The organism is Pectobacterium aroidearum (genome assembly GCF_041228105.1).
GTDB lineage: Bacteria > Pseudomonadota > Gammaproteobacteria > Enterobacterales > Enterobacteriaceae > Pectobacterium > Pectobacterium aroidearum.
The window spans coordinates 4,502,531-4,524,947 of record NZ_CP166097.1 but is presented as its reverse complement, the minus strand read 5'-3'; the positions used below and the strand labels follow the sequence as shown (position 1 = coordinate 4,524,947).

The 22,417-nt window shown below is 50.2% G+C and carries 23 protein-coding genes; 22 read left to right on the top strand and 1 reads right to left on the bottom strand.

Translation table 11 applies throughout. The features are described from left to right. The first annotated feature begins 48 nt into the window (after positions 1-48). The 14 genes from AB8809_RS20430 to pilV all read left to right on the top strand — a co-directional run bounded on the left by AB8809_RS20430 (position 49) and on the right by pilV (position 13,282). Complete coding sequence (locus tag AB8809_RS20430) at positions 49-597, top strand: single-stranded DNA-binding protein (RefSeq protein ID WP_193398434.1); 549 nt, start codon at positions 49-51, stop codon at positions 595-597. A gap of 103 nt (positions 598-700) precedes the next feature. After that, positions 701-1,285, top strand: a complete 585-nt coding sequence (locus AB8809_RS20425) for a hypothetical protein (RefSeq protein ID WP_341614625.1) — start codon at positions 701-703, stop codon at positions 1,283-1,285. 71 nt (positions 1,286-1,356) lie between these two features. Beyond that, complete coding sequence (locus tag AB8809_RS20420; protein WP_012822381.1) at positions 1,357-1,794, top strand: DUF29 domain-containing protein; 438 nt, start codon at positions 1,357-1,359, stop codon at positions 1,792-1,794. 150 nt (positions 1,795-1,944) lie between these two features. After that, positions 1,945-3,288, top strand: coding sequence for a TcpQ domain-containing protein (locus AB8809_RS20415; protein ID WP_369986686.1), 1,344 nt, complete (start codon positions 1,945-1,947; stop codon positions 3,286-3,288). Then, positions 3,288-3,734 (top strand): type IV pilus biogenesis protein PilM, encoded by a 447-nt coding sequence (pilM, locus tag AB8809_RS20410; RefSeq protein ID WP_116164956.1) that lies wholly within the window; start codon positions 3,288-3,290, stop codon positions 3,732-3,734. Before AB8809_RS20415 ends, pilM begins: the two co-directional genes overlap by 1 nt. Positions 3,735-3,743: 9 nt before the next feature. Continuing rightward, on the top strand, positions 3,744-5,408 hold the full coding sequence (locus AB8809_RS20405) for a PilN family type IVB pilus formation outer membrane protein (RefSeq protein ID WP_349855626.1): 1,665 nt from the start codon (positions 3,744-3,746) through the stop codon (positions 5,406-5,408). Between the two features lie 10 nt (positions 5,409-5,418). Beyond that, positions 5,419-6,732, top strand: a complete 1,314-nt coding sequence (pilO2, locus tag AB8809_RS20400) for a type 4b pilus protein PilO2 (RefSeq protein ID WP_349855625.1) — start codon at positions 5,419-5,421, stop codon at positions 6,730-6,732. Next, positions 6,729-7,250, top strand: coding sequence for a type IV pilus biogenesis protein PilP (pilP, locus tag AB8809_RS20395; RefSeq protein WP_349855624.1), 522 nt, complete (start codon positions 6,729-6,731; stop codon positions 7,248-7,250). Before pilO2 ends, pilP begins: the two co-directional genes overlap by 4 nt. Further along, positions 7,250-8,809, top strand: a complete 1,560-nt coding sequence (locus AB8809_RS20390; protein ID WP_116167163.1) for an ATPase, T2SS/T4P/T4SS family — start codon at positions 7,250-7,252, stop codon at positions 8,807-8,809. The genes pilP and AB8809_RS20390 overlap by 1 nt, the downstream gene beginning before the upstream one ends. A gap of 2 nt (positions 8,810-8,811) precedes the next feature. After that, complete coding sequence (locus AB8809_RS20385) at positions 8,812-9,978, top strand: type II secretion system F family protein (protein WP_349855622.1); 1,167 nt, start codon at positions 8,812-8,814, stop codon at positions 9,976-9,978. Positions 9,979-10,034: 56 nt separating this feature from the next. Continuing rightward, the gene (locus AB8809_RS20380) at positions 10,035-10,637 is read left to right on the top strand and encodes a type 4 pilus major pilin (RefSeq protein ID WP_341614634.1); all 603 of its coding nucleotides are present in this window, start codon (positions 10,035-10,037) and stop codon (positions 10,635-10,637) included. Positions 10,638-10,645: 8 nt separating this feature from the next. Beyond that, a complete protein-coding gene (locus tag AB8809_RS20375; RefSeq protein ID WP_349855621.1) occupies positions 10,646-11,164 on the top strand; it encodes a lytic transglycosylase domain-containing protein in 519 nt (172 codons plus the stop codon). Next, positions 11,161-11,814 (top strand): prepilin peptidase, encoded by a 654-nt coding sequence (locus tag AB8809_RS20370; protein WP_341614636.1) that lies wholly within the window; start codon positions 11,161-11,163, stop codon positions 11,812-11,814. The genes AB8809_RS20375 and AB8809_RS20370 overlap by 4 nt, the downstream gene beginning before the upstream one ends. Positions 11,815-11,827: 13 nt before the next feature. Then, the gene (gene pilV / locus AB8809_RS20365) at positions 11,828-13,282 is read left to right on the top strand and encodes a shufflon system plasmid conjugative transfer pilus tip adhesin PilV (protein WP_369986682.1); all 1,455 of its coding nucleotides are present in this window, start codon (positions 11,828-11,830) and stop codon (positions 13,280-13,282) included. Positions 13,283-14,532: 1,250 nt separating this feature from the next. Here pilV and AB8809_RS20360 read toward each other — a convergent pair. Beyond that, positions 14,533-14,955, bottom strand: coding sequence for a phage tail protein (locus AB8809_RS20360; RefSeq protein WP_349856436.1), 423 nt, complete (start codon positions 14,953-14,955; stop codon positions 14,533-14,535). A 110-nt stretch (positions 14,956-15,065) separates the two neighbouring features. Here AB8809_RS20360 and AB8809_RS20355 point away from each other — a divergent pair, with 110 nt between their 5' ends. The 8 genes from AB8809_RS20355 (at position 15,066) to AB8809_RS20320 (ending at position 22,401) form a co-directional block, all read left to right on the top strand. After that, positions 15,066-16,190: a site-specific integrase gene (locus tag AB8809_RS20355; RefSeq protein ID WP_349855475.1), complete on the top strand. Its 1,125-nt coding sequence runs from the start codon at positions 15,066-15,068 to the stop codon at positions 16,188-16,190. Positions 16,191-16,294: 104 nt separating this feature from the next. After that, the gene (locus AB8809_RS20350; protein ID WP_349855474.1) at positions 16,295-17,098 is read left to right on the top strand and encodes a hypothetical protein; all 804 of its coding nucleotides are present in this window, start codon (positions 16,295-16,297) and stop codon (positions 17,096-17,098) included. A gap of 8 nt (positions 17,099-17,106) precedes the next feature. Beyond that, the gene (locus AB8809_RS20345) at positions 17,107-17,814 is read left to right on the top strand and encodes a TIGR03759 family integrating conjugative element protein (protein ID WP_349855472.1); all 708 of its coding nucleotides are present in this window, start codon (positions 17,107-17,109) and stop codon (positions 17,812-17,814) included. Beyond that, a complete protein-coding gene (locus AB8809_RS20340) occupies positions 17,793-18,443 on the top strand; it encodes a lytic transglycosylase domain-containing protein (RefSeq protein ID WP_102118371.1) in 651 nt (216 codons plus the stop codon). Before AB8809_RS20345 ends, AB8809_RS20340 begins: the two co-directional genes overlap by 22 nt. Then, positions 18,440-18,991: an integrating conjugative element protein gene (locus AB8809_RS20335; protein WP_349855470.1), complete on the top strand. Its 552-nt coding sequence runs from the start codon at positions 18,440-18,442 to the stop codon at positions 18,989-18,991. The genes AB8809_RS20340 and AB8809_RS20335 overlap by 4 nt, the downstream gene beginning before the upstream one ends. A 14-nt stretch (positions 18,992-19,005) precedes the next feature. After that, the gene (locus AB8809_RS20330; protein WP_349855468.1) at positions 19,006-19,545 is read left to right on the top strand and encodes a hypothetical protein; all 540 of its coding nucleotides are present in this window, start codon (positions 19,006-19,008) and stop codon (positions 19,543-19,545) included. Further along, positions 19,538-21,649, top strand: a complete 2,112-nt coding sequence (gene traD, locus AB8809_RS20325; protein ID WP_349855466.1) for a type IV conjugative transfer system coupling protein TraD — start codon at positions 19,538-19,540, stop codon at positions 21,647-21,649. Before AB8809_RS20330 ends, traD begins: the two co-directional genes overlap by 8 nt. Further along, positions 21,649-22,401 carry a TIGR03747 family integrating conjugative element membrane protein gene (locus AB8809_RS20320; protein ID WP_349855464.1) on the top strand — a complete coding sequence of 251 codons (753 nt, stop codon included), beginning with the start codon at positions 21,649-21,651 and terminating at the stop codon, positions 22,399-22,401. Before traD ends, AB8809_RS20320 begins: the two co-directional genes overlap by 1 nt. Positions 22,402-22,417 lie beyond the last annotated feature (16 nt).

Here is a 22,417-nt window from a genome sequence, read left to right as displayed (position 1 = left end):
CCTTAAACCCTCTATTTACAGAGGGCTTCAACAGGAAGGAGAACGATTATGGCTTCACGTGGCGTAAATAAAGTAACACTTATCGGATTTTTGGGGCAGGATCCCGAAGTCCGTCATATGCCAAATGGTAACGCAGTTACTGGTATTACTATGGCAACGTCAGAAACCTGGCGCGATAAACAAACTGGCGAAGAGAAAGAGCGTACTGAATGGCACCGTGTGGTGATATTTGGCAAGCTTGCAGAAATTGCCGGAGAGTATTTGCGTAAAGGATCTCAGGTTTACATTGAAGGGCAACTTCAAACACGTAAGTGGCAAGATAACGCGGGTGTAGATCGTTGGACGACCGAAATTGTAGTCAGCCAGCGTGGCACGATGCAGATGTTAGGATCTCGCCCGAACGACGGAAATAACAACCAAAGTGCGGCCAACACTTCATGGGGAAAACCTCAGCAGCCAGCAGCACCGGCACACAGTGGTACCCCTCAGTCTCAACGTCCAGCTGGCAATGAACCGCCGATGGATTTTGACGACGACATACCGTTTCTGGGGTTTGGCTATGGCGTATGTCGTAAAGCGATTTATGCCGTATCTTAATCTCATGCGCCAGGTTTTTTCTGGCGCTTTTCTTATTTACCTTTCCTTGCGGGAGAATTTCCCCGCGGGAAAGTTCTCCTAATCAATCAGGAGAACCGAATTTATGATCAACAATATACCTTCTTTTTTTCATACACCCTATGAACCAGGTATTTCGCTACGCGAAGACATCTTCAACAGGCAGTTCACCGCTGACGTTATGGGCAGTGTTGAGTACCTGGAAGATGATCGGAGCTATGGTTCCTTTTACCGAACTGAATCACTTCAAATCTCTGGCGGTGCAACTCTTGTTGAGGCGATTGATCGATTGATGACCCTTTATAGCAGTGATAGCTGGCCGTTTCGTGATGAAGATGCTGATTACTATGATCCCGACCTTGGGCATGATTGTGGGCCACAAAGTTTTTATCCTGGCCAGATCAGAATTCTAGACAGATTCGGAAAGCTGGTTCTCGGTGGTGTCTTTGCTGGGGATGGCATTCAGTGGACTAAGCCAGTTTCTAGTGATGTTGAGGCGAAACAGTTGTATTCCCAATGTGAAGAACTCCGCAAAGAAGCGGCGATTGAAGCATCATGGGATAATTATTCGACCGCCGAACGAATGAGGGAACAGGCAAACCGTCTATTGCTTGCTGATGCGGATCGGCGTTGGCGACAGCATCCAGAAGTTCTCGCTCTTGTTAGCTAAATTGACGGGTACTTTCTTACATGACAGACTTAGTAGAACACTTACTTTTTCTGTGATCCTTCGGGGGTAAAATGACTACTCATACTCGATACGAGACTGATGTTGTCGCCTGGTCTAATGAGCAGGCGGAACTTTTACGCTCCGGTAAATTTTCAGAGATCGACTGCGAGAATATCGCGGAGGAGATTGCAGACGTGGGTAAGAGCGAACAACGGGAGCTGGCAAGCCGCATGGCTGTCTTGATTGCTCACTTACTGAAATGGAAATATCAACCGGAACGTCGTGGTTCGAGCTGGGAAAAGACGATCAAAGCGCAGCGTAAAGATGTGGCATACGCGCTGAAAGAGTCTCCGAGCCTGAAAACCAAACTGAATGACCCTGATTGGTATGATGTGATCTGGTCTAAAGCCGTGGCCATTGCGGCGTCGGAAACACAGCTGGAAAACTTACCGGACGAGCAAATCTGGACGGTAGAAGATGTGCTGTATTCTGAGTTTTGGCCAAATTAACCTTTCTCATGTAGCTATGGGACACTAACGCTGGCTTCGGTCAGCGTTTTTCTTTTCTGAGCTCGTTTTTAGTTTAGCGTTGTTCAGTCCGGGCTTGTCGGCAGAATAACCACCTGATTTTGAGATTTCTCTTAAACACGGTGGAGACTGATGACAAGACCTATGCGGCACCCTCGAAATACGCCAGCTACGACGACGCTGGCATGCCTTTCTGCTGCAATGCTGGTAGTGGGGTGTGCACAACAAACAACCTCTTCAGTTTCCCGCCCAGCTGTGCAGCCAAGGACGAACGATATTTATCAAAATCGTTCACCTGAAGTCGTGCGTTATGACCGTTACACACTGGTCAGCACTCGCCCTGCAGATTCACAACGCGATCCACTCAACCAAGTTATCGACATCACGATGCCGCCGCAACTGGTGCGTAGCGTCGGGGATGGATTTCGTTATTTGTTGCTGGAGTCTGGTTATTCGTTGTGCCCCTCAACGTCATCAACGTTTTCTGAGCTGCTTGGTCGACCTTTGCCAGGTGTCCAGCGCAATATTGGTCCGGTTCGTCTCAGTGAAGCGTTGCAGATAGTTGCGGGGCCCGCGTGGCGGCTACGAGTTGACGATGTGAATCGTGAAGTCTGCTTTGCTCTGCGTGACGAATATCGTTCGTTTGCTCCGGCCGCTTCTGCATCATTGTCTACTTCCCCCGTTAAATCGGCCATTTCTGTCCCGCCTCGCACTTCCGGAAATCCTTTTACGAACCCAGGGGCGCAGACGAAGTCAGGCATGTTAAAACCGGACAGCCAACCCTTACCTGTACCAACCCTGACAACGCTTTCGCCGACAGCGACAGAGAGTAAACCTTCGGTATTGGCCACGGGGGTACCTGTTTCTGTGAACAAGCCGGTCGCTTCTGCCTCCATATCGAAACCTTCTGCTGCCGCCCAAACAGCCCCGTTGTCTGCGCTGCCATCACCTGTAAAATCCTCAGTCGCTCCAGCTCCAGCTGCAAAATCAATCCTGGCACCGACGACAGCATTGCCGCCGGCTCCTGTCGCGCAGCCGCCAAAAAAAGATGAAACGGCAACGTTGCTTTCGACGTCGTCTAAGACGAGCCCAGCAGTAGTTGCACCTGTGGTCCCGACGCCAGTAGCGTCTCCAGCCCTAGCTTCTGAACCCAAGTCCGCACCAGTTATTACACCCGTCTGGAAAGCAGAGCCGGGCACCACCACATTACGTGAGTTTTTGACGCGGCAGGCCTCCACGGTGGATTGCCCGTATGGCGGTAAATGGGCCGTTGTTTGGCCGATCAATGTCGATTACCCCTTGCCGCCTCGTCTGGTTATCCATGGCAGTTTCGATGCATTTGTGAACCGCATTTTTTATTTATATGGACCAGAAAGGGTGGATGGGAAAGTGGATACCCCGCTCTATGGCCTCGCTAACCGCAGCCAGTGTGTTGTTGTGGTCTCTGATAAACCCCTAAGAACAGGGCTGAACTGATGCAAGGCATGTTGGTGTTAATGGCGTTGTTAGTCCTGGTTGGCGGATACCAGGGGGCACGCTCTACTGGTGATTTGTCGGTGGATACGGTCATAGAAACTTCTACGGCACGCCAAATGCTTCAGACAGCCAACACGCTAGGAAGGTTAAAAGCTCTGGGGGGAAATGTCCTGTCCTTATGTCCCGGGAACCGTCCTTCGAATCTGCTTTCAATCCCTGGTTTGGAAGATAACCCAGACATTTACTGCACCGAATATAACGGACGAGTTTTCGTGTGGGCAAAAGAAAAACCAGGTATGGCCAGGGTGTTACGTGAATTATCACGCGACTCACGGCTTCTGGCTCGTATCAACGAAGGGCGTGTGAATACTCTTGTTGACCCCGCTCCCTGGCCAGTTCCATTGCCTGCCGGCATCACGGAAGGCTCTTTGGTATACATCAACTAAGAGAAGACGATGTCACAATTTACCCCGCATTTTACATACCGGAACGTTGCGCTGGCATTGCTTGTTTCTACCGTCCTGAATGGTTGTGCTACCAACGGGTTTAGGGGGGCAGATGAGCAAGCGGAGCGGGATATCCGAACGGCTGAGCAGTTACATGGATTATCTCGCACACAGCCTTCCTCTCCTTCACTTGTCTGGGTTGACGAGCCCTGGGTCAATCCCCGTCCTATTCGTGTCAGTGCACGGGCGCAACAGGTCAAGTTACCTCCATGCAGCCTGACATTGATTATTGATGGCAGCTTGTCTCTGTATGAGGTTGGCCAGCGTATTACCCGCAGTTGCGGGTTCCCTGTTGTGATAACGCCTGACGCCATGAGTGCGCTATCCGGCTCAGCATCACAGGGGGGCGCTGGGGCGACTCGCGCTATCCAAGGGGCACTTCCTCGTCCGGATGACGGTGGGCGTCCCGCACTGGCCAGTATTGGCGGCGTAACGTCTACCTCGTCATTTTCACCGAATATCGGTGCGGGACTGATTACTGATATCAGTTGGGAAGGTGAGCCTCTCGGTGGGGCACTGGACCAAATCACATCGCGTACGGGGCTTAACTGGAAATTCGAAAACAATCAGGTGGTGCTGTATTACCTGGACACGCGAACTTACCGATTAAAGGTTCTCAACGCTGAAACATCCATGAATTCCAACTTGACCGGCACTAGTAGCTCGACAGCCGGAGGTGATAATAGCTCGGTAAGCGGCAGCCAGAATTCAGGACAGAGCACTAGCGTTAAGCTGGAAAGCAAAATTCATAATGACATCGGTCAATCCATTAAGTCGATGATCAGTCCATCGGGGAGCTGGCACCTTTCTGGTTCAACGGGCGAACTTGTTGTAACAGATGTTCCCCAGGTACTGGACAGAGTTGAGGGTTATATCGACAACCTGAATGTGCGTATGAATCGGATGGTCAAGCTTATGGTCAGCGTCTATTCGGTTCAGCGCAAAGGTTCCAGTCAGACGTCACTGGACTGGTCTGTCGTTGCTAAGCGTCTCGATCGATTTGGCTTAACGTTGGCAGGGACGCCAACGGCTACTACTTCGATTTCATCCGCAGGTATCAATGTTATTGATGGAAAATTTGCAGGCACGACGGCGTTGTTTCGGGCGTTAGAGACGCAAGGCAAGGTGTCTGTTGTGATGGCTCATGAGGCAACGACGACTAATTTGGTTCCTGCACCATTTCAGATTGCGGGGCAAATGGTTTACCTGCGTAACCAGAAAACAACTGTGTCTGAAAATTATGCCACGACGGACATGGAACCCGGAAGCATCACTACGGGGACGCAGATGACGCTATTGCCTGATATCCGTGATGAAGGGGATATCCAACTGCAATTTAACTTCAGTCACTCCGATCCGGCTCAGTTGCGCAAAGAGTCATCTGAGGACGGAAGAACCAAAATGGAGATGCCGTATACCACCGTACGGAGCTTAAGTGAACGGGTTAATCTGAGGCCGGGTCAGACGTTGATCGTCAGTGGTTATAACTCGCGCAATCTGACTACATCTCGGGAAGGCGCATTTGATCCTGATGTCACTGTCGCCGGCGGTGGTAAATCCAGTGAAACGGATGATGTCACCCTGATCATCGCCGTTACGCCAGTTCTGATGTGAGGGCGGCGATGTGATTACTGTACCTCATGAGAATGGTGGGTTAGTCGCAGGATTGCGCTGGGAGCCGACAGCAGAGAAAAGTGTCCAGCGGTTTGGGCGCGATATGTTATCCCTGAAGCTCAACCCTGTTCGTCGGCGCAATAAAGCGAACTCAGCTCCAGCTTCCGATATTCATTCTGGTGCGTCAGCGGTCACGGGCGCTTGCCCATGGAGGCCTGGTCGGTTGTGGTCACTTGCCGCACTGGCGACGAACTGGACGGGGGAAAACGGGTATGGCGTTGTCCAACTCGGTGACGATGAATATGTTTTTTTAGCGACTATTCACGGTGTTCCTGCGCTTAACGGCGACATTTGCGGTACGCGCGACGATATGTTCGCCATCACAAATGAATTTATTAACCTCACGCTTGCGCCGGAAGCGGGATGGCATGTGGCCTCTACGCCGGATGCGCCTGCGGTACCCGCTGATATCCTGCCGTTGCGTCGTCGCGACTGGCCAGCACGTTATCGATTGACATGTCCCGCCAGAATACAACGTACGTTATTGATTAGTGTGCCTGTGCTGTTTGCGGTCAGCATTGCAGGGATGTGGGGCGTGCAGTATTGGCAGAACTGGTCTGCTCGCCAGGCCCAGGCAGCAAAAGCAAAGTTGGCTGCGATGGCTGCAGGGGGCAACGAGCTTTCTCAAAAAGAAAAACGTGTATTACCCCATCCATGGGTGATGCAACCATCGGCTCAGACGTTGCTAACGGTCTGCGAACGTAAATTGGATGCGCTTCCTCTGGATCTGGGTTTTTGGCCATTGTCCTCTGCCGACTGCCGGGCTGATGGCGTTATGACCGCATGGGTGCGGGATAAGAACAATCGACTGGCGACGGTCAACCGCCTGATTCAGGCTGTGCAGTCTCTTCCAGGCTCACCGGTTGTCTTTATCGATGAGAGTGGGGATAACGCGCAGGTGGCGTTCTCCTATCCTGCGCTGCCCAGTGGCGGTGACGATCACGTGATTGACAGTGAAACTCACCGTCGACTTTTGCTGAGTTTCTTTCAGTCCCGGGGGATCCCTCCATCACTCCAGAATGTCCCGCCAACATCAACTCCGGTGGATGAAACGGTCGAGTGGATTCAGGACTGGAGCGCATTTGCCTTTTCTCATACCTCTCGCTTAGCCCCTTCCTTTCAGCTGGCAGGTTTGTCTGCGGTGGGACTCCGTCTGACGCGTATTGGACTGAAGGTTGAGGGGCGGTCATTGACCTGGTCATGGGATGGAACGGCGTACAGTCGTGCCCAGGACAGCGTTGCACCAGAAGGAAATACACCATGATGAAAGTTTTTTCCCTATTTCCGTTGCTGTTTACAGCATCGTTTACAGCATCGGTATTGGCTTCTGATATGACGGAAATTAGTCCTGTTCCCTCAGGGGACGTCCTGGTTTCTGATGAAGTGACAGTCAGGACGCTGAGAGCTGTCGAGCTGGAAATTGATTTGATAAAAACACAGCAGGCTCGTCAGGACGCGCAGAACGCACTGGCGGAAAGTCGGTTGAAGGGGCAAACGCTGAAGAACCGACCCGATATGTTACTGCCTTCAGCTACACCAGGTGTTGGGCTTGGGACTGCGAGCAAAGGCGCCGGGGTAAGCCTGGCTATTACGGCTGCGCGGTTGAAAGAGATATGGAGTGAAAACAGAACGCTGCGCGCGGCGGCTGAATTTAATGGTCGCCGTATCGTACTTCAGCCAGGCGATACCTGGCCAGGCAGTGAGCATCGCGTGAAAAGCATCACTTCACGCGGTGTCGAACTTAGCAACGGACAGATGATCCAGACAGGGGTAGCGCAGTAATGAAAACGGATAACCATCAATCAGCTGATGCCGATTTGGCCTGCCGCGTTCCAGAGCCATACAGTGATGACATTGAGCTCATTCGTCTTGATAACGAGTCTGTGAGTGTGCGCATTAACCGGGAAATTAGTAAGGAGCCGGAATTCATCAGCTGGTTTGCCGGATTGCGCCGGGCCGGGCTGAAGCCATTGCCGCCTGAATTCGTGATGAAAAGTGAGCTTGGTCAGGTAGGGCTGGCCAATACGCATGATGTGGAAGCGGGGATCAGTGGTGCTCAGCGCGAGGTCCGTCGGATGTTCCGCGATGTCATCTCGATGAGCGCCTCTGATATTCACGTACATCTCGACCGTCGCCAGGGAAGTCGGATCCGTACCCGGATCAATGGGTTGTTGTACACCATTCGTGAACCGGATTTTGAAGAGGGAGGAACGCTGCTGTCGACTATGGTGGAAAGTATGTGTGACACCAAATCTCAGGGTTACAACCCGCGTGTTGCTCAGGATGGTCGTGTTAAACCTGAATTTCTGGCGGATATGAATTTGTATGCAGCCCGCTATAGCCATCGTCCGACTGACGATGGTGGTGTTTTTGCGGTGATGCGCCTGATTGAAGACGATCGTGGGCGTACCCGAACGCTGCAAAGCTTAGGCTATCAGCCGGAGCATGAAGCGGCGGTGGAAGAAATTGAGCTGACATCACAGGGACTTATCGGTCTGTGTGGGACGACCGGGTCGGGTAAATCCACTACGCAAAGGGTACTTGCAAGTCGATGGCTGGCCAGAAACAACGGACAGGTCAGTCTACAAACCCAGGAAGCGCCGATTGAAGGGCTGATTTTGGGCGCAGTGCAGTGTGCCGTTAATACCGACAATCTCAGTCTGCATCAGGCGGGAGAAGCCTGGGCGGGCAGTGTGGTGATGTCCATGCGTCTTGACCCGGATGGTATCTATACCGGAGAAGCCCGCGACTACGCATCAGCATACGCTGCATTGGAAACGTCCGTCAGTGGCCACCCTGGCTGGTTTGGGCTCCATTGTACCTATCCGCTGGATGCACTGACCCGCATGCGTAACTGGGGAATTGATGCGCGTGAGCTGGCGAACCCGACGTATTTTCGGGGACTGATTGCACAGTCGTTGGTGAATACGCTCTGCCCGTCCTGCTCATTGCCGTGGTCTGAAGCCCTTAAACGTCAGTTGATCCCGGCTTCGCATCAGACGCTGGCAAAGCGCATGTTTAATGCGGATGAGCTTGAGCAGTTACGTTTTCGAAACCCTGACGGTTGCGGTAAGTGCACGAAGCAATTGCTGGGAACCGCGATTAACCAGGGGATTAGTGGACGAACCATCGTGGCTGAAATCGTGCGCCCCGACCGTCATATCATGAAAAGCTGGCTGGAAGAGGGGAGTTTTGTGGCGCGCCGGCTCTGGCTTCAGGCGGGCGGGTTTAGTCGTGGGCAGCATTTGCGGCGTCTGCTGCTGGCTGGTCAGACAGACCTGGTGATGGCCACAGAGCACATGGATCCAGATGAAGACCGCGATTTTAGGGAGTGCGTCTAGCTATGGTGACATTACTGATAGTCATCTTCTGTGTGCTGCTGGTCTTAGGGATTTTGCTGATCCTCTCTGTAACTTGGCCGCCGATGATGCGCCGGACGTTTTGGCTGACGGAACGAATTAAGTTTTGGCAGATGGTGCGCACATTCTGGCGTATGGGGATGCCGCCGGCAGAAGTGTTCGACATTATGCGGGATATCTACAGCGATAACGGAAAACGGCGTAATCGCGGTAGCCTGCTGTGCCAGCAATTGAGTGATGCGGTTAGCAAACGCACATTCGGGGAGATGAATCTGCCCGGCCCCCGCGATCAGATAGCGACACCGGAAGATGTTCTGGCAGCCTGGTGCTCGCCACTAGAAGCTGTGCTTTTTCGGGTGGGTAATGTCTCGGGCAATATGTCTGAGGCATTAGCCCAATCTATCAGCCTGCTTAAATATATTCAGCAAATACGCAGTGCGATGGTCCCTGCATTGGGCCAGATGGGCCTGGTTCTGTGCTCTGTACCCGGGATACTCTACGGCGTATCACAACATCTGTTGCCGGCAATGTCCAAACTGATCCCAGAGGAGCGCTGGACGTTGCATATCATCATATTGAACAGTGTCAGCCACGGGATACAAGAGCACGGAGCCGTTCTGTGTTTTGTCATCGGTATGATCACTTTCCGCATTATCCACACTATTCCGAAGCGTGGGGGCATTATCCGTCGCCGCTTTCTTGAGTTTATTCCTCCCTGGTCGATCTACGCCACCTTGCAAGGGGCGCTATTTATGCTCAGTGCCGGTTCGTTGCTGAAGGCGGGCATGTTGCCGCTGGACGTCCTGAATACGCTCAGTAAGCACGCCTCTCTGTGGCTTGTCGCGCGCCTTGATGCTGCGGCTTTCCGTGTGCGCAGTGGCCGCAATCTGGGGTTGGCGCTCTATGAAAGTGGCTACAACTTCCCTTCCAGGGAAAGTGCCATCTTTCTTAGTCGTGCCGGCGCCAGCCGGGATATTGCTGATGTGCTCAATGACTGGGGGCAGGAGCAAATGCCTGTCGCACTGGAGCGTATTCGGTCACTGAGTAACTGGCTGACCTTTGGTCTGGGGAGCGTGATCGGCGCTTTTCTGATTTACGTCATGTTCGCTGTGGTCGGACTGACGATGACCTTGAGTTCTCAAGGGGTTTGACCCGTATCACTACATTATATTTTTTTAACGCTAGTTATTTATCAAGAGGTTATTGAATGGAAATGGAAACGTCTCTGATTACGTCCCGCCGTAAAACTGGTATCGCGAAGTGGCTTATCAGCCCTGCACGGGGAGGTAATTTGAAAGATGCAATTATCGCCGTGGTGGTCATTGCTGCGGTCATTATTCTGGTTTTTCAGTTGGGTACTTTTCTGTGGGGATTGTATCAGAACAGTGCTACACAAACTGAAGTCACAACCATGCTGGAGCAGTCCCGCAAGCTGAAGAGCCGGGCCGGGTATACCGGTGCATCGATGGCAACCCTGCGGGCGGTCAATGGTGTTCCAAACTCGGTCGATCGCACCGGCGATGTTTATTACAACCGTTATGGCGGAACGTATGCCCTGGCTCCTGCCAGAACAAATGGTTCACCCTTCAACAACTCAGTTGCATTGACGTTAACGGGGGTATCGGAAGGGGGGTGTGGTGATCTGGCGCAAATGTTCCTGAATGCCGGGGAATCAATCTATTCCGTCACCATTGGTAGTACGGCGATGCTGACAGCAAATGTCACCACCGGCACATCAACGGCGGCGACGCTGATTGGTACCCAGTGTGATGGTGGTGACAAGACATTGATTCTTACCACGTCGCGTTAATGATAATCATGGCCAACGTGTTGCTGCTTATCACTGTTATCTTGCTGGCGTATTTCCCAGGCAACAGCGTTGCTCAGGGAAATACGCCGGTGAAATATACGGTGCAGCCCTGGCTGGTCTGCATTAATGCGGCAAGTGTGAAGTATTTCATCGACGCGTTGTTGATTGAGGCGGTGATGGAGCAGGAAAGCAGCTTTAATCCGCAAGCCGTCAACCGCAGCAACTCGGATGGTAGTGCGGATTACGGTCTGATGATGGTTAACTCGGGGAATGTACCAAAACTGATCCGGGAGGGCATTATCGCGACAGTGCAGGATTTGCTGGATAAGCCGTGCCTGAATATTCAGATTGGTACCCGATTGTTGGCATCCCATTTCCAGGTGTGTGGTGTGAGCTGGAACTGCCTGGGCAGTTACAACGCGGGGTTCGGCGATAAGCGCCACCGGCTGCGTGAGAAATACGCCAACCTCATCTGGGAACGCTATAAACGGTTGTTACGCGAACGGCGGGGTATCGTACTGAAATGAGTCTATTCATTTTAGCCCCGTTACTTTTCGTTGTATTGACGATGGTCGCCTGGCTGGCTTGCCAGCATGTTCGCTGGATAGAGCGTTTTTTGGCGCTGCAACCTACACGGGTGCTGAACGGAATGACCTTGTTGTTGCTCGTTATTCCGTTCTGGCTTGCCAGTCTGGTATCACTTTATGTTCATGAGTCCGGCTCTCTGTTGCTACTGGTGATGCAGGCGGGTCTGCTTGCCTGTGCTGTGGCTGATGTGGAAAGGGAATGGCTACCTGAGAGTTATACCGTCCCGCTGTTTTTTCTTGCGCTGAATTACTCACCGTTGCCAACCTACATCATTCAGCCGGTGATGGTGATGTCTGCCGTGGTTGTGGTGGCTGCGCTTATTGCTGTTATTGTCCGACCGTCGCTGTCCGCTCTTCTACCCGGGCGGGGAGACATCATGCTGTGGCTGGTATTGAGCGCCTGGGGCGGAGTTGCAGGCAGCGTTATTCTGTTTGTGTCTCTGGTTACTGGTGCGCTGACGATGCAACTGACCAGACGCGATCATACGCCGATTGGCCCCTGGATGGCAGGATTTGGGGGGCTGCTTATTCCTTTTACGACGGACATCCAACGGTTAACGGACCGTTGGATGTTTACGCTCTGGCACTGATAGAGGTTGCCTTATGTTTTCGATAATCCAGTCATCACAGGGCTTTTTGAGCCGCTTTATCCGACGCCAGCCCGCCCGCGGTAGCTTAATCAAAGATTCGATCATCGGTGTGCTTGTTTTTATTGCGTTGATTGGTCTTGTAACGCAGGTGATCAGTAACTACGTGACTGAGCTGCACTATCAGACTGTGGCTCGTCACGCGAGTAAAGTCTCCCAGGCTGCAGGTAAGTATGTATCTGATAAACATGATGCTTATTTATGTCAGTTGGCGCCTGCCTCCTGTACTACGGGAACGTCTACACCCTTGCCACAGCCTTTCACTGCTCAGACGTTGATTGATGCCGGATATCTGGATGACGGGATGGGTACAACGACGGTGGACAGGCAAGTCTATCGTTTCGGGGTCAGGGCTAGAACACTCAGTGGGTCAGTTAAACCATCACTTGAAGCCCTGATGGTGACAACAGGCGGTGACGCGTTGGATGAGGGCGCCGTTCGTCGTATTGCACAGTTGATTGATGGGATGGGGGGATTTATCAGCGATCCATCGTTAACTGAACTCGGTGGGCAGGCAGATACCGCTTATGGTGCTGAGCTTTCCTGGTCACTTCCTGTAACGCCGTTTGGGTTAACTGCGGAACCAGGGCATATCGCTGTAGCCATTAGCGGCGGTGTGATTGGAGGCCTTAACAAAGAAAGCGATCGTCTGTACCGATTTAGTAGTGATGCGCATCCGGAATATAACCAGATGAATACTGCTATCGATATGAACTCGAACAACCTGAACAATGCTGAACAGGTCAACGCAAATGAAGTAAATGCCGCAAGATTTGTGGCATTGGAGAGCAATGGCTTTTTTGGTTGGCGCAATGGGAATGATATTGAGGCCTGGCTCAAATGGAATAATGACAAAAAGCGCGCGGAGCTCAATGCAGGGATTAATGCTGAAGGCGACATTAGTTCAGAAAAAAGCGTTAGTGCTGCTGCTGATGTCAGTGCTGGTAAGTTGGTTATTGCTGACCAATTTTTGTATCAAAAGACAGTTGTTGTTTCGGGCGATTCCTGTGATGCGGTGACGCTGGGACTGACATCAATCAGTGATACCACTGGCCTGATAGGCCATGATAGCACTGGAGCCATACTTACTTGCCAATCCGGTGCGTGGAAATCATCTTCCTCTATCCAGCCCGGCACCATCACTATGTGGGGGACACCCGTCCCTCCCGATGGTTGGCTGGAACTCAATGGTCAAGTGTTTAACCCTAGTGGAAATCCCGTTCTGGCCAGCCTGTATCCCTCCAGTCAGGTACCGGATTTCAGGGGATACTTTCCTCGGGGCTGGGATAATGGTGCTGGAATTGATACCCCGCGCGTTTGCTTTTATCTGCAAGCAATATCTGAATTAGGGAACATTACCGGTACCGAGTTTCAATTCGACTGGAGGCTATTCCAACTGGCGGTATTCTAGTAGTTACGGCGGGCCTTACGCTGTCTAACTCAGGTCAGCAAGGAGCATTGAGTAACAAATTGATCCATCTGAGTTCAGTCCTAAAGCTGGTTGAGGTTGTTCGAGAAAAAATCCTAAATATCGCTGTGATGTTCATCATTAAAGCTGGTTGAACCGCTTGTGAGCACCTTGATGCAAAACCAATCCGGTGCCTGGAAATCACCTTCCTCACGATCCAGCCCAAGCCATCACTATGGAGCTTTTCCCTTAATAGGCTGGAACATCATGGCTGTTTAACCCATAGGTTAAATCCCGTTTATAACTGCTTGTATTTCACAGCGGTCATTCACAACATTTTCAATTTGAAAATGGGATAATGGTGCCAGTCGGTCTCCTGATACCAACCGCTGATTAACCAGCTATCAACCTGACAGGGAATGAAGAACATTCTGCCCGCTCTATCAAATGTCACATCGATTAAGACCATATACATGGGGTTGGTCGTATTTTTTCCAGAGGGATGGCAAGGTGCTCACATAATGCAACCAGCTTTAATATGAACATCACAGCGATTTTGTGGAGGTGTTCTGACAACCGGCCTGTTGGGAACATCGCTTGATGCATCATAACCGGTTGATTGATGCGATCAACAGCTGAAAACCTCCCGTTAACGGGTAAGGCCATGCAAAACTACACCTAAATACACCCCCCGAGTTTCATCATGAGCCTCCAGGATGGCAAACAGTCGCCTGGATAGCTTGCCAGTATAGCAACCCTAATTTTTCAGGTTATTTTAATTCTGCTGTCAAAGATCTTATATTTCACTCGCACCATTATCAACATTGCAGGAAAATCCCCTGTTCCGGTACCTGACTGGAGGGAAATACCTACTGAAACGGGATTTCCACTAGGGTTAAACACTTGACCATTGAGTTCCAGCCAGCCCTCGGAGGGACCATGTCCCCCACATAGTGATGGTGCCGGGCTGGATAGAGGAAGATGATTTCCACGCACCGGATTGGCAAAGTGATTAATTTACTTAATTACATCGTTGCGTATGCAGGCAAATGACTGGCACGGTAAGCACCCGCTGATGTAAATATGGAACTGTTGATAGGCTGTGTAGTCAGTTGGACATGAGCACGATCCCGTCATTGGATTCGCGACGCATGAATAGCCATCCCAGCCATTATTAGTCCAATAACTCCCTCCGAAATTGGATTTTTCAGCACTTTTCCAGGCACCGGATTGGCAAGGTGCTCACAAGCGGTTCAACCAGCTTTAATGATGAACATCACAGCGATATTTTTAGGTCGATTTTCGTCTGCTGTAGGAACAGTACTAGAGGCGTCAATTTGTACTACTGAATGGCTCCACGCCTGAGGAGTGCCAGACACGGAGGATCCGCTTCTAGATTGGTGAGAGAACACGCCAGTTGGCGAATAGCCGTTGTAGTCGAACGTTTGAAACGAACCGGTAATGTTCCTAATTGCATCGTTTTGTTCAGATAAAAGCAAACGCGCGTGATCGGTATCAAGGCCAGCACCATTATCCCAGCCCCGAGGAAAGTATCCCCTGAAATCCGGTACCTGACTGGAGGGATACAGGCTGGCCAGAACGGGATTTCCACTAGGGTTAAACACTTGACCATTGAGCTCCAGCCAACCATCGGGAGGGACGGGTGTCCCCCACATAGTGATGGTGCCGGGCTGGATAGAGGAAGATGATTTCCACGCACCGGATTGGCAATTAGGCAAACTGCGGTATTGTCTTCCCTTTTAAATTTTAGGGACTGACATTTCTGATGAAAAAACGTATAAAAAAGATGCTATTAAGCAAGGCGCTGGACAAATATTTCGCTACTGTCTCACGCTATAAACGGGGGCAGTTGCAAGAATTTTATCGAATAAACGTTATCAAAAGATCACCGCTTGCTAACCGACATATGGATGAAATTTCATCTGTTGATATTGCTGGATATCGAGATGACAGACTGGCCCAGATTAATCCACGCACAAAAAAATCTATCAGTGGCAACACTGTTCGTCTTGAGCTTGCGTTGCTCTCCGCATTGTATAATTTGGCCAAAGTCGAATGGGGAACATGCACGATTAATCCAGTTGAACATGTAAGAAAACCCACGGTTTCATCTGGCAGAGTGCGTCGATTAACGTCACAAGAAGAACGAGGTCTGACACGTTACTTCAGAGGTAAAAAACCTGAGTTATTAGCTATTTTCCGGTTGGCCATTGAGACCGCAATGCGGCAGGGCGAAATACTGTCATTACGATGGGAGAATATCGATCTGCGACTCGGGATTGCTCACCTGCCGTTAACAAAAAATGGCTCTGCTCGTGATGTGCCATTGTCTTCAAAGGCGCGTCTGGTTTTGAAGGAAATTGGCGAACTGGGGCGTGATGATATGGGGAATGTTTTTACATATACGTCGAGTGGCTTTAAAAGTGCCTGGCGTATCGCATTACAATCCTTATCGATTAATGATCTGCATTTTCATGATTTGAGGCATGAAGCGATTAGCCGGTTGTTTGAATTGGGGACATTAAACGTCATGGAGGTCGCTGCGATATCGGGGCATAAGTCCATGAATATGCTAAAAAGGTATACGCATCTCAGGGCTACTCACCTTGTCAGTAAATTGGATGCTCGCAAAAAGCAGGCACAAAAACTGACCTCAATATTTATTCCTTACCCCGCAGACATTTACACTTATGATGGTACGATCACCCTGAAGTTTTCTGATTTTGATGACCTTGAGGTGACTGCTGCAACTCACGATGAGGCATTACGGAACGCATCGGTAGAGCTGTTACGGTTCCAAGCTATAGCAGCTAAAAATGGCGAAAGGCTCCCCCCTCCTGGTCCTGTATCTGTGAATTCAGTTAATAGGCTTCTCATCAGTCCCTTGTAACAAGACTTGGTAATTTTCACATGACGGTATTGAGTTAAATATCGTCATTCTTCTCCGTATTTAGCACTGTACATACCTCATTATATTTGAAAGGGCTTTGTTCAGTGGCTACTGAGATATTTCCTGGTACAGCGTCGTCACCCAATGATGATGCGCCGCGCGCCAAAACGACTTCTTGGGGGCGCCGCACTTTAGTTAAACCTGTTTTATACACATTCCTGGGGTTGGGAACTGCTGTTCCATCTATTCTCTGTGTGATTTTTTACCTGCAAATGAGTGAGATGGATATACGTCTTAACTCTCTTGAAGCCACGCTCCGTAGCGGCCAGCTCAATCAATTGTCGGTTTCTGTTACTGAGTTGGAAAAATATGTGGCAGAGCAGGATTTACGCTTTGCAACTAATGAAAAACTCGATGCGGGTATGCAGGATCTTTCTTCCCGGGTTGATAGGAATGTTGCATCGTTATCGAAAGAAAATGAGGACATTCGTCAGCAACTGGTGCAGGACGATAACCGATTCATTGAATTGAAGTCAGCTTTCAATCAGTCGCTATTACGTCTTGATGCTCTAAGTCAGCTAAAGGAAGCATTTGAGAAGAAAAATGCTGAGCCTCCTTCTAGTGCAGCCAGCTCTCAATCTCGGCCTGCTAATTCCCCTGCTAAGTCAAAAAAGTCGATACGGTCAGCCAAAAGTGTGCCACTGGCTGCACCGTTTATTCTGACGGGCATTGAACAGAGGGGAGGGCAAAGGTACGCCGTAGTTATGCGTCGTGGCGCAACAACGCTATCAGAAATGCAATTGGTTGCAGTGGGCGATTCTGCATGGGGATGGACACTACGAGATATGCAGGGCCATGAAGCGATATTTTCCGTCGGCGGCAGTCAACAGCGCCTTTCAGTTCAATAGGACACCCTATGAAAAAATGTAGCATTGCTATTTTGAGTTTATTTTTTGTTTATTCCCTTTCTCATGCGGCTCTTCCAGGGCCAGTGCAACAAAAAGAACTGCAACAGCGTGATATTCAGATCAAAGAAACTGAGCAGGAAGCACAGCGGTGGGGGCTGAGCCATTCTGAATGGGAAAAATACCAACAACTCAAGCAAGGTAAGCGTGGAATACAATCCCCAGGCTTGGATCCGCTGACGACCCTAGGGATCGAAAGTGATAGTTCAGCGGAACGACGTCGTATGGCTGAGCTTTGGGTTAAAGAAGAGTATCAACGTACGGAAAAAGAACTGGCTTTTCAGCGTGAAGTGAATGCTGCCTGGAACCGCCTGTACCCTAATGCTCTCTCTGTAAACATGGGTAACGCTGCCGGCATCGCTCATGATACTGATGGTCGGCTGGCATTATTTGTTCGCGATAACTGTACCCGTTGCGATACCCGATTAGCGGCTGTTCTGGCTGATAACCGAGAGGTAGATATTTATTTGGTTGGGAGTGACGGAAAAGACGAAACAGTCCGACAGTGGGCAGTCAGCCATAGTATTCCTGTTGAGAGAGTCAGAAACCGACAGATAACGCTCAATCATGATCAGGGATTGTGGGCGCGTTATGGTCAAGGTCAAATGCCAGTCATCCTGCAACAAGGGGAAAATGGATGGCAAATCGCAGCATTTTAATCAGTATGCTCATCGTACTTGGGATAATGCATAGCGGTATTGTTAGCGCACAAAAACGTCCTGTTGCCTTGCAACAAATCCCAGCGGCATACCGACAAATTGCTAAAGATGCGCGTGTGCCAGCTGAGTCACTTTATTCACTTGCACTAACGGAAAGCTCTCGTCGATTGCCTTACGGTGAGCGGCCATGGCCGTGGTCGATCAATGTTGCCGGAAAAACGTATCGGTATGAGACACGCGAATTGGCATGGCAGGCATTGCGCCAGTTTATTCGCCAGACACCGCTAAAGAACATTGATGTTGGGATCGCTCAGGTTAATTTGGGCTGGAATGGACATCGTTTTCGTTCTTTTTATGACGCATTTGAGCCGTTTACTAATTTACGTGTTGCTGCCCGAATCTTACGTGAGTGTTATGACGCAAAACCTGGTAGTTGGTTACGTGCCGCAGGGTGTTATCACCGTCCTGCCGGCGGCCTGCCAGCTGAAAGATATATGGCGATTGTGCGCCAAAAGCTGAAGCTTATTTCTCCAGTTCAGGAACCATTGGAGTCATCACCGCCCATCCTGCTTGCATCTTCCGAAGCAATTATTCCCAGCTACCAATTAACATGGATAGAGCCAGAATGAATACGTTACGCCCTTTCTTATTATTCACATTGTCGATTATTTTCCCTGGTATTTTTTTATTGCCATCTTTCGCTTCAGCGGAACTTACTGTTGTAGCCGATCTTGGTGGGGAATCTACTGAACCGTATTTTGAAGCGATTAACGCACAAACGGATCCGAATTTTTCCGGCTCCATACCGCCTCAAGAATTATCCTCTCCTGCCACAGGTCCAGGTCTGACAATAGCCTCCGTTCTTCCCGTCACTACACCTGAACTTACTCCAGGTAAGGTTTCACCAAGAGCGTTAAGACTCACTGGTATGCCGCCAATTTTCATTATTGGTGATGATCCTCTGTCTCGGGATTGGGTCGTGAAACGAGCAGGGGAGCTGCAGCGTCTGAAGGCCACTGGGTTTGTGGTCAGTGTTTCTACAGAAGCGTCTCTGCGTGAGCTGCAGGTTTTATTGCCTGAAAATGATATTGCCCCCGTATCAGGAAGTGACCTGGCGAAGCGTTTACAGCTATCCCACTACCCCGTACTGATAACTGAAACCGGATTGTCACAATAATAGGGCGCTAAAAGATGAAAATTAATTATCAATATGGGTTACGGACAGTAATGTCATTTATGGGCGAATTAATAACATTTATTTTTAGAATGTTTATTTATTGGCCATCCATTTTTGTTGGCGGATTCGTCGTTGGATATTTTTCTCTAGGATTGCTATCTGGTGAAATTATATCTGATTTGAGTAATGTATTATCGGCCTTAGCACAGGCGTATCAGTCTGCTCCCCCGGGAAAGCTTATGGTAGAGCTCTGCTCTCATCATTATTCCGGAATTGATTTACCCGGAGGTTTGGCCTCGGCGAATGTGTGTATTTTAACTCGAGAAGCCATGACGCCGGCTGATATTGTCGCCCGGGTTATTCAGCTTGCAAATGGTGTCTATTGTATTCTTGTTGTAGTTGCGGGATGCATTGAAGCACTGATTCGCTATGGTTATCCTTTCACTCGCTTTAGTTCGCTAAGCCGTCGCTGTGAACCTGTAGTATGTGAGCATGGTTCATACAGCGCGAGTCGGAATTATCCTCATAAAGGTGAGGATAAAGTAGATGAGTGACCGCTATGTTATGGAATCATTACTGCGTCCCGCTGTTGAGTTATATACGGCGACAACGGCGTGGAGTGCGACCTATATCTGTCTGACCGCCCCTTGGGCTGTTGCTCTTGCTCCATCCGTTAGCTGGGTTACGGCTGCGGGGTTTGGCGTGCTGGCATTGAAGCGTACGAGGCAAGGGTTGCGGATCCTTCGTTACCGTCGCAATATCCGGCGACTTCCCCGTTATGTGATGAGTAGCAAACAGATCCCCGTGAGTAACCGTTATCTGTTTCTCGGAAGGGGATTTCAGTGGACGCAAAAGCACACCCAGCGATTACTGGAGGCGCGCCGGCCAGAGACAGAGTGCTATGTTCAGCCATCAGTGATTTATCGTATGGCCCGTGACCTGGAGAAAAAGCTGGAGTACAGCCTGCCATATCTCTGCCGGCTTACTCAATCCGACACCGTCTTTAATCCCGTCAGACCGTTACCTCCCGTAGGGGGAAGCCCCATCTATCACGGTGTTGAACCTGATGAATCCGATATTGGTTATGATCTGGGGGAACGTGTAGGGCACTCGTTAGTCATGGGAACAACACGTGTTGGTAAAACACGCCTGGCAGAATTATTGATCACGCAGGATATCCGGCGTGGCGATGTCACCATCGTATTTGACCCCAAAGGAGATGCTGACCTGCTGAAACGGATGTGGGCGGAAGCGCGGAGAGCTGGAAGGGAAAGTGAGTTTCATGTTTTCCATCTTGGTTGGCCAGATATCAGCGCACGTTATAACGCGATCGGGCGTTTTAGCCGTATCTCTGAAGTGGCTTCGCGTGTTGCCGGACAGCTTTCAAGTGAAGGTAATTCTGCCGCTTTTAAGGAATTTGCCTGGCGATTCGTCAATATCATTACACGAGCGCTGGTTGCCCTGGGCCAACGGCCTGATTACAGCCTGATACTCCGTTATGTCACCAATATAGGCGACCTCTACGAAACCTATGTTGAAAATCTGTTAAGTACCCAAGCTCCAAATCTGTGGGGTGCGGTAGAAAACTTACTTAGCTCAGGCATGCTCAATGAACGCGATCTTCCCCGGAATATGCAGGGGCAAGCGAATGCGATGAAAGTGTGGGCCATAGAGACCGTTCTTGGCAGTGATGAGGGTAAAAAAATATGGGATCCGGTACTGGATGGATTGCGGTCAGCAGTACGTTATGACCGGACCTACTTCGATAAAATAGTGGCGTCGCTATTGCCCTTGCTGGAAAAACTGACGACGGGAAAAACAGCAGCGTTGTTGGCACCTGATTACACCGATATGGATGATCCTCGCCCCATCTTTGACTGGCAGGAAGTCATTCGAAAAAGAGGGATTGTGTATGTCGGACTCGATGCGCTGTCGGATGCTGAGGTCGCATCAGCGGTAGGCAATAGTATGTTTGCCGATCTTGTGTCTGTGGCGGGTTATATCTACAAGTTTGGTATCGGCGGTGAAGCTCCACAGAAAAAAATCCCCATTAACCTCCACTGCGATGAGTTTAACGAACTGATGGGTGAGGAGTTTATACCGCTCATTAACAAAGGCGGCGGCGCAGGGATTCAGGTAACTGCCTATACACAGACCTTGTCGGATATTGAAGCCAGGATTGGCAGTAGTGCCAAGGCCAACCAGGTGATTGGTAACTTCAACTCGTTAATCATGCTACGGGTTAGAGAAAATAGTACAGCGGAGTTGCTGACCAGCCAGCTTCCTGAAGTGGATGTCTATACCAAGACGCTGGTTTCCGGCGTAACGGATATTACTAATCCTGACCAGGGTTCTGACTTTACCAGTAATGTTCAGGATCGTGTCAGTAATGTCAGGATGCCAATGATTACCCCAGCTGACATTATCAACCTGCCGAAAGGGCAGGCGTTTGCATTGCTTGAAGGGGGGCGGTTGTGGAAAATCCGTATGCCATTACCTGATAGCGCAAATGACCCGTTTATGCCGGAGAGTATCAGCCGCATTGCCGAGTACATGCAGCAGAATTACCGCACCGGCGAAACCTGGTGGACGGGGAGTACATTGCCTTCTGATAGCCTCACAGGATCTGCCTTTGAGCCAAAAGATGAGGTGGCGTAATGGCAGAGCAGCCCCAGTCATCTCCACAGCGTCAGGAGCCGCCTAAAAAGCCGGGTTTGTTTCAAACGCTATTATGGGTTTGGCCACTGAAAGTGATTGGCATTCTGCTGGTTTCTTTGTTGGTTAGTTTGCTTATTGAATATATCGGCATGCTGTTTTTTTGGACCAATGAAGGCGCAGAACACAGCCGCCAGGTGATGTTGACGGAAAGTGGTTATCTGGCTGAAGGGTTTACCCAAAGCTTATTGATGTCAGAACCGGTTACTCTCATAAGCGGCATGGTTCACCAGTCCTATCAATGGATCTTTGTAGACAGCGGGTTTATCAGTTGGCTGCATCAGGCAAAACAGATGAAACCGCAGGATGGGGCGGCGCAAATGTTTAATTGGTTTGGGAGCTGGCTGGCACTTGCGCTGTGGGAATACTTACAGGCGACGGTTTATGTCACGGTCATTTTTGCGATACGGGTTGGCATTTTGGTGCTATCGATACCGCTTTTTATCATGGTTGCTGTGACAGGGATCGTTGATGGTTTGGTTCGTCGGGATTTACGGCGCTACGGTGCTGGGTACGAATCCAGTTTTATCTATCATCATGCGAAGCGGTTTGTGAAGCCTGCTATGTATGGCCCCTGCATGCTGTATTTGTCCTGGCCAACTGCGGTATGGCCTAATCTGTTGCTCTTACCCGCTGCGGTGCTATTGGGTATTGTGTTGTCGATCGTTACTGGTGCGTTTAAGAAATATCTTTAGTTGTACTTGCAAATCA